The 11,654-nt window shown below is 60.6% G+C and carries 12 protein-coding genes; 3 read left to right on the top strand and 9 right to left on the bottom strand.

Translation table 11 applies throughout. From position 1 onward, the window contains the following. Positions 1 to 915: 915 nt before the first annotated feature. The 8 genes from ggt (NKI08_RS34020) to NKI08_RS33985 form a co-directional block, all read right to left on the bottom strand. A complete protein-coding gene (ggt, locus tag NKI08_RS34020; RefSeq protein ID WP_352775796.1) occupies positions 916 to 2,508 on the bottom strand; it encodes a gamma-glutamyltransferase in 1,593 nt (530 codons plus the stop codon). A gap of 21 nt (positions 2,509 to 2,529) precedes the next feature. Further along, positions 2,530 to 3,249 carry an ABC transporter permease gene (locus NKI08_RS34015; protein WP_352775799.1) on the bottom strand — a complete coding sequence of 240 codons (720 nt, stop codon included), beginning with the start codon at positions 3,247 to 3,249 and terminating at the stop codon, positions 2,530 to 2,532. Beyond that, positions 3,246 to 3,959 (bottom strand): ABC transporter permease, encoded by a 714-nt coding sequence (locus NKI08_RS34010; protein ID WP_352775793.1) that lies wholly within the window; start codon positions 3,957 to 3,959, stop codon positions 3,246 to 3,248. The genes NKI08_RS34015 and NKI08_RS34010 overlap by 4 nt, the downstream gene beginning before the upstream one ends. Positions 3,960 to 4,043: 84 nt before the next feature. Beyond that, positions 4,044 to 4,889: a transporter substrate-binding domain-containing protein gene (locus tag NKI08_RS34005; RefSeq protein WP_352470146.1), complete on the bottom strand. Its 846-nt coding sequence runs from the start codon at positions 4,887 to 4,889 to the stop codon at positions 4,044 to 4,046. Between the two features lie 86 nt (positions 4,890 to 4,975). Further along, on the bottom strand, positions 4,976 to 5,623 hold the full coding sequence (locus NKI08_RS34000) for a GntR family transcriptional regulator (protein ID WP_352683191.1): 648 nt from the start codon (positions 5,621 to 5,623) through the stop codon (positions 4,976 to 4,978). A 536-nt stretch (positions 5,624 to 6,159) separates the two neighbouring features. Continuing rightward, the gene (locus tag NKI08_RS33995; RefSeq protein ID WP_352775789.1) at positions 6,160 to 6,510 is read right to left on the bottom strand and encodes a VanZ family protein; all 351 of its coding nucleotides are present in this window, start codon (positions 6,508 to 6,510) and stop codon (positions 6,160 to 6,162) included. 683 nt (positions 6,511 to 7,193) lie between these two features. After that, positions 7,194 to 7,460: a DUF6894 family protein gene (locus tag NKI08_RS34845; protein ID WP_502899703.1), complete on the bottom strand. Its 267-nt coding sequence runs from the start codon at positions 7,458 to 7,460 to the stop codon at positions 7,194 to 7,196. A gap of 79 nt (positions 7,461 to 7,539) precedes the next feature. Further along, positions 7,540 to 7,740 carry a DUF3606 domain-containing protein gene (locus tag NKI08_RS33985; protein WP_352775783.1) on the bottom strand — a complete coding sequence of 67 codons (201 nt, stop codon included), beginning with the start codon at positions 7,738 to 7,740 and terminating at the stop codon, positions 7,540 to 7,542. A 422-nt stretch (positions 7,741 to 8,162) separates the two neighbouring features. On the opposite strand from NKI08_RS33985, the gene NKI08_RS33980 reads away from it, so the two are divergent. The 3 genes from NKI08_RS33980 to NKI08_RS33970 all read left to right on the top strand — a co-directional run bounded on the left by NKI08_RS33980 (position 8,163) and on the right by NKI08_RS33970 (position 9,571). Next, complete coding sequence (locus NKI08_RS33980; protein ID WP_352775780.1) at positions 8,163 to 8,462, top strand: DUF1236 domain-containing protein; 300 nt, start codon at positions 8,163 to 8,165, stop codon at positions 8,460 to 8,462. A gap of 136 nt (positions 8,463 to 8,598) precedes the next feature. Next, entirely contained in the window at positions 8,599 to 9,048 is a 450-nt protein-coding gene (locus tag NKI08_RS33975) for a hypothetical protein (protein ID WP_352775778.1), read from the top strand. Positions 9,049 to 9,229: 181 nt separating this feature from the next. After that, on the top strand, positions 9,230 to 9,571 hold the full coding sequence (locus NKI08_RS33970; protein WP_352775775.1) for a hypothetical protein: 342 nt from the start codon (positions 9,230 to 9,232) through the stop codon (positions 9,569 to 9,571). A 59-nt stretch (positions 9,572 to 9,630) separates the two neighbouring features. On the opposite strand, the gene ggt (NKI08_RS33965) is transcribed toward NKI08_RS33970, so the two are convergent. Continuing rightward, positions 9,631 to 11,367: a gamma-glutamyltransferase gene (ggt, locus tag NKI08_RS33965; protein WP_352775772.1), complete on the bottom strand. Its 1,737-nt coding sequence runs from the start codon at positions 11,365 to 11,367 to the stop codon at positions 9,631 to 9,633. Positions 11,368 to 11,654 lie beyond the last annotated feature (287 nt).

Genomic DNA, 11,654 nt, shown 5'->3' with positions numbered 1-11,654 from the left:
CGAGCCACTTAAGGCGAGGAGGTCGCGTCGACCTTAATCAAGACGCTTCGGTGCGAGTGGATCCACGGCTTCATCGCCGACTTCTTCAACACTATCCACCCATCTCGGCCATTGGCGGCAGCCAGCTGTTTGAGTTTTGACCTTAGTGTTGCCTAACCTCGCTAAAGCACGCCATCTTATCTTCAGAAGCGACGACGACTATAACGTGAGCCGCCGTCCGAAAAAATTTGACAGCGGCCCTGTTGTACGAGACAATTCCAGCAAGTCTTCCGACGGGGTCGGCGAACTTCCCATCAATTCTAAATTAAAGGTGTACCATGTCGTACTCGTATGTCCCGTCGACTCCGAATACAGCCGATCCACTGGCGAGATTTCGTTGCTCGATTGATCCTGCCAAACTTAACGTTCTTTCCCCCAGTGAAAGAGATGCGGTTAAGCAATATGACGTGATGATTGCAGAGTGGCGTGCCGAGCTCAGCACCATTGAGAACAGTATCTCAACTTCTGCTGAGGGTCCGGTTAGATTCGCGCTGCTCCGACGCAAAAATGAACTTTGCGACATGATTGGAGCGCTCTTCGCGTATGTTCGCCCATTTCAACATTGACGGCGGCGAGGTCCAGGCTTACGAGACCGCCACTTGCGGAACTTATGTTCGCACTGATGCAGAAAGGTCGTTCCACCCGAGAAAATTTCGCAATGTTTTCGGGAGCAACGATGCAGAACTCAAGTTCCGCCTACAGCTCGGAGACATGGGTAACAGTTTGTACCTAAGACATGGGTGACAACCTCGCGCCGATCGGATTGTCGATGGCGTGCAAGAATTATCGGGACCATGGCGCCAGCGGCTCCTGCTCGGCCAAATGTCAATGGAGAGCATCTTCGGCATCTTGCATCCCGCTCTGGCCATAACCGCTCTACAGACCGAGGGCGCAGCCGTCCTTGCGCGGTTCAGAACCGCCCAGCAGGGTCCCGTTTGCCCAATCGATGCGAATGGCCTGCGCACCGCCGATCGGGTCCGTGGCGGGAATGATTTCGAAACCGCGTCGGCTAAGTTCAGCTACGGTTTCGCCAGCGAGCCCGTGTTCGGCCTGGACGTTCATGGTGCCGCTGACGGGGGCGACCCGCGGCAGATCAATCGCCTCCTGCAGATCCATCCCGAAATCGAGCACCTTCGTCAGCAGGTGCGCGTGGCCCATTGCCTGGTAGTAGCCGCCCATAACGCCGAAAGGCATTTCTGCCCGGCCGTCTCTCGCAAGCATCCCGGGTATGATAGTATGCAAAGGTCGCTTGTTCGGCGCCACTGCATTGGGGTGCCTGGGGTCAAGCGAAAAGCTTTGCCCGCGATTGTGCAAGACGACACCGGAGCGTGGCGAGACCAGACCCGAGCCAAAGCTGTCGAAGACCGAGTTGATGAAACTGACCGCATTGCGGTCCTTATCGACAACGGAAATATAGACCGTGTCGCTGTGCAGCGGCATATCGAACGCCGGCAGGTCCGCGCGGGCGCGCTTTAGGTCAATCATGCCGGCCAGACGATCGGCCCAGGCATTCGACAACATGTCGGCCACCGGGACCTCGGAAGTGTCGGGATCGGCGACGAGCAGGTCACGCGCGGCGTAAGCGAGGCGTGTTGCTTCGATTTCCAGGTGAAGCCGGTCCGCGGATTGCGGGTCGCCGTGCGCTTCGAAGCGCGAGAGGATGTTTAGAATGAGCAGCGCGATCACACCCTGGCCATTCGGCGGACATTCGAACACATCGCAGCCTCGGAACGCCGTGCTGATCGGGGTCACGTATTCGCCTGTTGCCGAGGCGAAATCTTCAAGTGTGTGCAATCCGCCGAGCCCACGAAGATAGGCGACCATGTCGTCGGCCACAGGGCCAGTATAGAAGGCCTCTCGTCCCTTCTTGGCGATCAGCCGCAGCGTTGCAGCCAACTCAGGCTGGCGATGCACTTCGCCAATACGTGGCGCGCGGCCGTTTGGCAGGAAAATCCGTTTCGCGGCTACATCGGAGGCCAGAAGTTCTTCTTCCAACGCCCAGTCACGATGGACCCGCGGTGAAATGGCGTAGCCTTCCTCGGCGAAACGTATAGCGGGGGCCAGGATTTGATCGAAGGGCATATGTCCATGATCAGCGTGCAATCTGGTCCAGGCATCGATGGCTCCCGGGATGGTGACGGAGCCGGGAGAATTGCGGGCCACCTCGGCCATGCCACGTTCGAGGAACCAGTCAATTGTCAGGGCGGCGGGTGTCCTGCCCGACCCGTTGTAGGCGATGACCTCGCCGGATCCGTTTCGCGACAGAAGAGCGAAGCAGTCGCCTCCAATGCCGGTCGAGGCTGGCTCGACGACACATTGCACCGCGCAGGCTGCGATGGCGGCATCCATGGCGTTGCCGCCGGCTGCCATGATCTCGACCGCCGTCAGGGTCGCCGACGGATGAGAAGTGGCGGCCATGGCCTCGCGTGAAACGACGACCGAGCGCGTTGGTTTCTCAAAATTTCGCATGCTATGCCCTTCTGGTCGTGCTCAAGAGGCGGCGTCGCTCATCGTCGAGCGGCGGTGCCGCAGATGCCGCGACATCCAGTATTCGAGTGCCGCCAAGGCACGGATGATCGCGAAGTTCAAAGCGAGATAAATGGCGCCCGCGCAAATGAAGACTTCAAAGGCGCGGTAGGTCTGGGAGATCAATCCCTGGGCAATTCCAGTCACCTCCATCAAGGTCACGATGGAAGCCAGAGACGTGCCCTTGATCATCAGGATGATTTCATTGCCGTAACTCGGCAGCGCCTGGCGAAAGGCCAGCGGCAGGATAACGTGCCGATAGGTCAAACAGGTGGACAGGCCGACAGACCGCGCCGCCTCGACAAAGCCGCGTGGCACCGATTGAATCGCGCCGCGGAGGATTTCGCTGCCATAGGCGGTGGTGTTGAGGGTCAGCGCGATGATTGCGCACCAGTAGGGTTCGCGGAAAACGGTCCATAATCCAATTGCCGACAGTTGGTGCCGGAACTGACCAAGGCCATAATAGGTCAGAAAAATCTGCACCAGCAGAGGCGTGCCCCTGAACACGGCAACGAAGCCACGGATCGGCAAGACGACGAAGGGCGATTCCGATTGCTGGGCAAGCGCCAATGTGACGGCAAGAACGAAGCCGGCAACGATGGAAGTCAGGGCCAGTTCCACCGTGAGCGGCAGGCCGGCGAGTAGCTTCGGCAGGATTTCGAGGAAAAAACTGAAATCTATCATGCCGACCGGACGCGCCACGGCGCCTTCCGTTCCAGACGGTAAAAGGCGTGGCCCGTGACGGAAGCGATAGCCAGATAGAGCAAGGCTGCAGCAATGTAGAAGATGAACGGTTCACGGGTCGAACCTGCAGCGATCTGCGCCTGGCGCATCAGTTCAACGAGGCCGATTACCGATATTAGCGACGAGTCCTTCAGAACCAACTGCCACACATTGCCGAGACCTGGCAGCGCGTGTCTCAGGAGCTGGGGAAAAATAACCTGTCGCAGCCGCTGCAGCCGGTTGAGACCAAGCGCGCAAGCGGCATCGTGCTGTCCCTGGTCGATGGCGACGTAAGCCCCTCGATAGACCTCGGCTTGATAGGCGCCCGAGATGATCGCGATAGCCAAGGTTCCGGTGGCAAAGGCCGGAACGCCGACGAATCCGGACCCGCCTAGGCTATGACCAAGCGAGGTCAGGGCGACGCTACCTCCATAGTAAAGCAGATAAATGGTCAGAAGGTCGGGCACGCCCCTGAAAACCGTGCAATAGCCAAGGGCCAAGAACCTCAATATTTTGGAGTTGCGGAGACGCCCGGCCGCTGCCAGACCGCCAACTACAGCGCCAAGCGCAAAGCCCAGCACAGACAGGAGCACTGTGACCGAGGCCGCCATGAGAAGAGCAGCCCCCCAACCTCCGTGCTGGAAACCAAGCAGCCGGAATGCGTCAACCATTGATACCCCCGGCATTGATGCCCCGGCAGGACGAACGGCTCAGCTCCGGAACGTGGTCAGGAATGGCCGTTCGCCGGCAAGCGCTTACTTGACTGGAGTGACGTCGCTCTTGAGCCATTTAAGTGACAGGGTTTTGATCGTGCCGTCGGCGGTCGCGGCGTCGATGGCGCCGTTGAGCATGTCTTTCAGCTTGGTGTCCTCTTTGCGGATGCCGGCCCCGGAGCCAAGACCGAAGAGGCCCCCGACAAATCCTGGTCCTGCAAGCGTATAGTCGCTGAACTCCGGCTTGCTCAGCGTGGCGGCCAGCGCTGTCTGTTGCGCGAAGAGCGCGTCGATGCGACCCGCGGCAAGATCGAGATCGTGTTGCTCGGTGGTCTTGTATTCGCGAATCTCGGCGACGTCCGAGAAGTATTTTTTCAGGAATTCCAGGTTCGCCGTTGCAGCCTGAACTCCAATGATCTTTCCCTTCAGCAATGGCTTGAGCTTGTCGATTGCCGCCTGCGAAGTGGCTTCATTGTCCAGCTTGAACCGCTCGTTGGAAATGCCGAGCTTGCCCAGTTCGCTATCCTTGGCGACCGCGAAACCTGAGGGGTCAACCGCATATGGCTGGGTAAAATCAATGACCTTCAGACGTTTTTCAGTGATGAACATGCTCGCCATGATCACGTCGAACTTGCCGACGGTCAGCGCGGGGATCATGCCGTCCCAGTCCTGTGCGACGATCTTGCACTCGATCTTCATTCGCCCGCACAGATCATTGGCGAGATCGACTTCGAAGCCGTCCAGCTTGCCGTCGGCTGTTGTGAAATTCCAGGGCGCGTAGGCTCCTTCGGTGGCAATGGTAATTGCCTTTGGTGTTTCTTGTGCAACGGCGGCCTGGACCAGGCCGAACAGGACCGACGCAATGGCTGCGATGCGGCTAATTTTCATGTCATTCTCCTCTTTTTTGCCGGTACGGCAGTTCCCTTTCGTCGTGCCGGATTATCTTTCGGCTTCAACGAGTTAGATGGTATTCCCTAGCGGCGGCCGGGACTTGCGAAGTTGGCCAGAAGCGGCGCTGTCTCGACGATATGATCCCGCATGACGATCTCAGCCTTGCCGGCGTCACCTGACCGCAGCACGTCGATCAGGATCTCGTGCTCGGCACGCGCGCTGGCGGGCTTGTCGACATAGTCGAACCAGATGCGCAGGTAGGGTTCGATCACGACGTGCAGGCTGGCAATCTGCCGGACCAGCTTGGGTCGGTTGCTCAGTTGGCAAATCTGCAAATGGAAGGCCTGATGGCGCACGACCCAGTCGCTGCTGCCGGTCTGGCTGGCGCGCTCCATGCGGTCCAGCTGGCGTTCCAGTTCTTCAAGCACTTCGGCATCGATGTGCGGCATGGCAAGCCTCACCGCCAGCCCTTCGAGCACCGAGCGTATTTCAAAGGTTTCGTAGATCTCATCGAGGGTAAGCCCGGCGACGATGCAGCCACGGTTCGGGCGAATGACCACAAGACCTTCCGCGGCCAGTTGGCGGAATGCTTCGCGAACCGGCATGCGGCTCATGCCGATTTCCGTCGCGATCTCTTCCGGGATCAGCCGGTCCCCGGCCCGGTAACGCCCCATCCTCAGGGCCCGCTGAATGTGGCGATAAGCCTCCTCCTCGGCGGTCGTGATGCCCAACGGCTCGATTGCGTCAGCTGCCATGTCCCTGGTCCGATCAGAGCGTATCTGTGTATCCACTTATCCAGTTATCGAAACCTGTGTCAAGCACCGATGCTTGGGCGCTTTAGAATTTCTCTTGTGAGAATAAGCACTTGGCAGGGGAAATCGGGCTAAGCACACCGTGATCGGCTAAGCCGCTGATCGGCCTACTTTTCAACGTCCGGCAAAAAGGCCCGCCGCTCCATTTGCGAAGCGGCGAGGCCCCATATTCGGGGACGATTGCCGGGATTTCCCGGCATTGCCTGCAGTGCAATTCAGGTGCCAGATTTGTTGATCCAAAACGGGTCACCGCACCGGAGGCGCCAACGCGGACCTTCCGCGATCACGCTACTGCCGCGCTTTGCCGTTCCTGCTATGTTGCTTTGCGGCGGACGTAATTTTTCCGCCTGGCCGGCGCCCCATCAGGCAACTTACCCCAACGCGCCCCCCAGTGGCGCCGGCCAATTTCCCCTTATTGGGGCACGGGCGCGCCGATTCCGTTATGCGCTTTCGAGCTATGGCAATCCGCCGGCGAGCCGCCTTGTCCAGCTTGCAACCATCAGTCCGCACGCGATTCCCGCGCAGTCGGCGACCCAGTCGAATAGATCCGGGTCGCGCCCTATCAGTCGCACGGCCTGAAGCCCCTCGATCGCCGCACCCGTGAGAACGAGGAGTACGATCAGCTTCGCCTTGCGTTCCGGCCAGCCGAGACTTCCGAGAGCCGCCAGGACGACGAAGGCGGCGGCGTGATTGAGCTTGTCGTGATCAAACGTGAAAGCCAGGCCAAGGCCCCGCAGGACTTGCTCCGGCAAAAGGGCGAACAGCAGAACGCCGGCAAACGCGGCCGTAAAGGCAAACCTTGCCACGATCTGATAAGAATCCAGGCGCGACAAGGATAAAATGGCCTTTCATCCGAAATCTGCAGGGAATACCGCCGGCCGCCATAGTCGCGAGCGAGCGCGGTGTCCAATTTCCGCCGTCGGGGCGTCCGATGCATCGTCAGAATGAATGAATGCCGCGGGTCAGCCGCTGGGCAGACCGAACTGCTGGGAGGGCTCTGCAATGGTGCGGCTTCCGCGATCACGCAATTACCTGCTGCGCCGGCGCGGCTACAATCTGGCTGCGGCGGACCTGATTTCCGCTTGGCCGGCGCTGCGTCAGGGCACCTTACCCCATGCCACACGAAGCGGCGCCGGCCAGAATTCCATCGATTGCGTGATGACCGACCCGCGTCAAAAAAGCCCGCCGCCCTGTCGGACGACGGGCTCCGTTGCCTGGGCGCCAGGGCGCCGCGGTAGCGACAGATGTTACTAATGCTCCCGCAGGCCTCCAATATGCTGCTGCCGAACGGCGTTCCGCATCGGCTAAACAAACGAAGCCCGCGCCTCTGGCGGAGGGCGCGGGCCGATCGGGTTGCACCCGATCTGCAGCAGAAACCTGGGAGGTTCCCGCTGCTTAAGATAACAATTAGAGATTTCTAATGTTCCACGCCAGGGGAAGATGCCGCTGCACCAGAAATCTGATGGTCGGCGCGATGATGATCGAGCCGTCAGTTCGTGCGCAAGTCGATCCGGAAAATCCGCTCGTCGAAGTGCCGCGTTTCAACGGCAAAGGTCAAAGCCACTTCAAGGACCAGACCGCCACGGCCGTCCCGGACCTTGATTGCAATCCTGCGATGAGGAAGGCCATCCCTGGCCATCTCGGCCAGTGTGCGAAGGGCTTCTTTCCTGACTAGCGGGAGATCGTCATATAACGTTCCCTGATCGTCGGAATAGACAATTCCGTCTTCATCGGAATCGAGGAAGTGGCGGGGCATTGCGCTTGGCCGAAGCGGCGGCATCCGGGCACGTTGTCGATAGCTGGCCGGATCTCGGCCGATCGCGATCAGTGCCTTTTCACCGTTGGCTTCGCCGCTCGCGCAATGCCTTCACCGCCTGCGAGAGGATCATCCGGTCGCCGCCGGTCCTTTTGATCAGCTTGCTCACCTGGCTGGGCGAAACACCATTTTCCCGCGCGAAATATTCGACCTCATAATATTCATCCGCCGAAACGCGATTGCGGTCGCTGAAGTCTCGCTTGCTCTTGTCATCCGCCATTTCCGCTCTCCTCGCCCCTTCTCTTCGCTTCAGGGGGTCAACTTTGGTGCACGCAGCAATTTGAGGGTTCGCCCGCCACAAAGTGACGCGCGAACCCTTATCGGCGCAGGAAGGGACAGTGCTGCGCAGATGCCGGATTCGATCGGAATGGAAACAGCCAGGACCGGTGCGAGCAACCGTCGACCTTTTCCATGGAATCCTCCCGGAACGTGCAGCCAGCAACGGCCACGCGCCGCCACGGTTCCGGGTCACGCGGCAAACCCACCCTTTGCGCGCAAGGATCAGACTTAGGTCCTGCGGCAACACGTCGGTTGGTCCCTGCCGGGCGGGACCGAAGCCCCGTCGACGGAACGTTTTCAGCTGCCTTCCGTTCGAGTGAGCCTTGGCGTGAAGAGCGGACCGAGTTCGCAAAGGAGACGACCATGAGAATGCATCTTTCCACCGCGGTGGCGGGATTTTTGCTGCTGGCAGGCATCGGCGCCGCTGCGGCGCAAGACGTTGTCATCGAACCGCAGCAGGAAACGGTCATCAAGGAGTACGTGAAGAAGCAGCCGCTAGCCTCGGTGAAAATCCCTGGGGTGGAGCTCAATATCGGCTCGACGCTCCCCGATACCGTCGAGCTTCATGAAGTTCCCAACGTCAAGTACCGCTATGTCGTCGTCGACAACCGCACGGTCGTGGTCGACCCAGGCACGCGCAAGATCGTCAAGATCATCGATTGACGTGAAAGCTCGGGCAGTCGTCGCCCGCCGGCCGTAAATGAGCGGCGGGCGACGTATGCGTTAGGCGGTTCCTCGGCGTCGTCGCTCAGCAGGAACCCGCCGTGCCGTCGAGGCGGGGGCCTCACAGGCAGTTTCAATGCGAACAATCAGCAGACTTTTTGATTCCCATGACCAGGCGGCGCGAGCCGTCGAAGCACTTCAGGCGGCAGGAATTGCGCGCCACCAGATCAGTATCATCGGACCCTACGACGACGAAATCGGCGCCGTCTTGCGCGGTCCAGGCACCGGTGCCGCCCTCGGCGCGGCGGCGGGTTTGTTGGCCGGCCTCGGCGCCTTCGATATCCCCGGCATCGATCCGCTCGGCGCGGGATGGCTGGCATCGGTCCTCGTCGGTGCAGTCTTGGGCTGCGTTGCCGGTAGACTTTTCGGCGCATTGTCCGATATCGGCAAGCTGCCAGGCAAGCCGGATGCCGCACAAGGTGTGATCCTGCTGCTGGCGCATGTCGATGAAAGGCAGGCAGACAGCGCACAGGCGGTGCTTGGGGCTTCCGTTCAGGCAACGCAGTCTTTGGCCAGGGCGGCATGAAGATTCAGCTCGGGCAAAGCGCTTGACCAGGCCGCGCAGCGGGGCGGCGATCCAATCGCGAATTCAAAAATCTCTGGCAAGCCGCCGCCAGAAAGTGTTGAACACCGTGCCGATCACATTCGGCGAGCGGTTGCGCTCGGCGAGGCTTGATGATTTGCTGTCGGTTTGCGGAGAACGAATAATGCATGAGCCTGTCGGTCAAGACGAATATGGGTCGACCAGCCCGTTCGATCCGGACGATCTGTCGAGGTTGAACGCAATCGGCCCGAGCGCCGGCGGCAACGATTTCGAGAAATACGCAGTCGCCGTGATCATCGTGTTCGGCGCCCTGATCATCGGTGGCCTGATGGCTGCCGGCTTGAGCTTCGGGCGCCGCAGCACCTTCTTTTTCGCGCTTGGTGGCGCCACCGCGGCATGGATATCCGGCAATGCGCTTCTGCTCGACCGGCCACGCATCTACGCCCTGTTCGTCGGCATCGCGGCGCTGATGCTGATAGCGTCCACGATCGCGCTGGTCACCTGATTCAGAGCGAAATTGTTGACCATGATCTTATCCGAAAAACCGATTCCCACTCTTGGGGTCTAATACCCGATAGCCTTGCCGGATGCGGCGCGGCTGTCGATGGCGCCATTGTAGCGGGCGCCGCCGCCCTTCTCGATTTCCGCCAGGCTCTTGCCGCCGACCAGGATGCCGGTCGCCTGGCCCCAGGTCGTGTCGGCAAGATCGAGGTGGTAGCCCATGCCGGTGAGCAGCTTTTCGGTATCGGGCGACAGGCCGAAAGGTTCGATATAGACCGTGTCAGGCAGCCATTGGTGATGGATGCGCGGTGCGTCGATGGCCTCCTGGATGTTCATACCGTGGTCGACGACGTTGACGATCGCCTCCAGCGTGATGGTGATGATGCGTGAACCGCCGGGGCTGCCGATGACCATGAACGGCTTGCCGTCTTTGGCGAGGATGGTCGGGCTCATCGAGGACAGCGGCGTCTTTTTCGGCGCGATCGCATTCGCCTCGCCCTGGACCAGGCCATAGAGATTGGGCACGCCGGGTTTCTGGGTGAAATCGTCCATCTCGTTGTTGAGCAGGATGCCGGTGCCGGCGGCGACAACGCCGGCGCCGAAAGAGCCGTTCAGCGTGTAGGTTACCGCGACGGCATTGCCATCATTGTCGATGATCGAAAAATGCGTCGTCTCGTTGCTCTCGCCAAAACCCTTCGGCATCAATTCCTGCGAGACGCCGGCCCGGAACGGATCGATCTTTTCGCGAATTTCCCTGGCGTAATTCTTGTCGAGCAGTTTTGCGACCGGATTGTCGATGAAACCGGGATCGCCGAGCGCCGAATTGCGGTCGACATAGGCGTGGCGCATCGCCTCGACCATGACGTGAACCGTCTCGGCCGAACCGGCGCCGAGATAGGACAACGGATAGAACTCAAGCACGTTGAGGATCTCGCAGATGATGACGCCGCCGGAGCTCGGCGGCGGCGAGGAAATGATCTCGTAGCCGCGATAATTGCAGGTCACCGGCTTGAGCTCGCGCACCGCATAGTTTTCGAAATCAGCCCTGGCCAGAATGCCGCCCTTCTCGCCACTCGCCTTGACGATGGCGTCGGCGGTCGCGCCTTTGTAGAAGGCATCCGCCCCGCGTTCGGAAATGGCGGCAAGCGAAGCCGCGAGATCGGGCTGAACAAGGCGCTCGCCGACAGCATAGGGCTTGCCGTCCGGCTTGAGGAAAATGGCCGCCGCCGCTGGGTCCCTTGCCAACCGCTCCGCGCCGCCCTGGAGCGAGGCCGCATCGCCCTGCTCCAGCACGAAGCCTTCCTTGGCAAAGCGGATGGCCGGCGCCAGCAAGTCCTGCCGCGACAGCGTGCCGTATTTCTCCCGCGCCATCTCGAAACCAGCCACCGAGCCCGGCACGCCGACCGCCAGATAGCCGTCGAGACTGGCGCCTTTTACCGGCTTGCCGTCCTTGTCGAGATACATGGTTTTGGTCGCGGCCAGCGGCGCGCGCTCGCGAAAATCGAGGAAGGTCGAGCGGCCGTCCTTGAAGCGGATGGTCATGAAGCCGCCACCGCCGATATTGCCGGCGGTCGGATAGACCACGGCCAGCGCATAGCCGACGGCGACCGCGGCATCGACCGCGTTGCCGCCCCTCTTCAGCACCTCGACGCCGACCCCAGACGCAAGATGCTGGGCGGTCACCACCATGCCGTGCTCGCCCTTCGCCGGCTGCGGCGAGGCGGCAAGGGCGAGGAAGAGTACGAAGGTCAGGGTGAGGGAAAGGCTTACGGCGATTAGCGTTCGGCGGGTGTTGTGCATGGCCGTGCTCCGAGGCGTGGGGTAGGCCTAGGAAACGCGCTTGGAGCGGTTGAGTCTACTGCGAAGATCGAAAGAATCGGGAGGGTTCGCACGCCTGTGCCGGTTCGCCTCGCAACCGCCGTTGCAATCTTCGGCGACTGCAACGGCATGGATCCTAGGGTCTCCGCTGCGTCGCGGAGACCCTAGGATCCATATGTGGACGGCGCCCTGCCTGCAACGGTTGTTTTGCGTCGTTTTCGATCGCTTGCGTCCATATGTCCGGCCTTTGAGCACGGTCCTTGCGGCCG

Origin of the sequence: Mesorhizobium sp. M0768 (genome assembly GCF_040320195.1) — a bacterium.
Taxonomy (GTDB): domain Bacteria; phylum Pseudomonadota; class Alphaproteobacteria; order Rhizobiales; family Rhizobiaceae; genus Mesorhizobium.
Note: the sequence above shows the minus strand (reverse complement) of the source record. Positions and strands in the feature narration are given on the sequence as shown.

Excerpts from the sequence above, each read along its gene's own strand:
- NKI08_RS33970 (WP_352775775.1), top strand. The coding sequence starts at position 9,230 with ATGCATGAGCCTGTCGGTCAAGACGAATATGGGTCGACCAGCCCGTTC.
- NKI08_RS34010 (WP_352775793.1), bottom strand. The coding sequence starts at position 3,959 with ATGGTTGACGCATTCCGGCTGCTTGGTTTCCAGCACGGAGGTTGGGGG.
- NKI08_RS33975 (WP_352775778.1), top strand. The coding sequence starts at position 8,599 with ATGCGAACAATCAGCAGACTTTTTGATTCCCATGACCAGGCGGCGCGA.
- ggt (WP_352775772.1), bottom strand. The coding sequence starts at position 11,367 with ATGCACAACACCCGCCGAACGCTAATCGCCGTAAGCCTTTCCCTCACC.
- ggt (WP_352775796.1), bottom strand. The coding sequence starts at position 2,508 with ATGCGAAATTTTGAGAAACCAACGCGCTCGGTCGTCGTTTCACGCGAG.
- NKI08_RS34015 (WP_352775799.1), bottom strand. The coding sequence starts at position 3,249 with ATGATAGATTTCAGTTTTTTCCTCGAAATCCTGCCGAAGCTACTCGCC.
- NKI08_RS33980 (WP_352775780.1), top strand. The coding sequence starts at position 8,163 with ATGAGAATGCATCTTTCCACCGCGGTGGCGGGATTTTTGCTGCTGGCA.
- NKI08_RS33985 (WP_352775783.1), bottom strand. The coding sequence starts at position 7,740 with ATGGCGGATGACAAGAGCAAGCGAGACTTCAGCGACCGCAATCGCGTT.
- NKI08_RS34845 (WP_502899703.1), bottom strand. The coding sequence starts at position 7,460 with ATGCCCCGCCACTTCCTCGATTCCGATGAAGACGGAATTGTCTATTCC.
- NKI08_RS34005 (WP_352470146.1), bottom strand. The coding sequence starts at position 4,889 with ATGAAAATTAGCCGCATCGCAGCCATTGCGTCGGTCCTGTTCGGCCTG.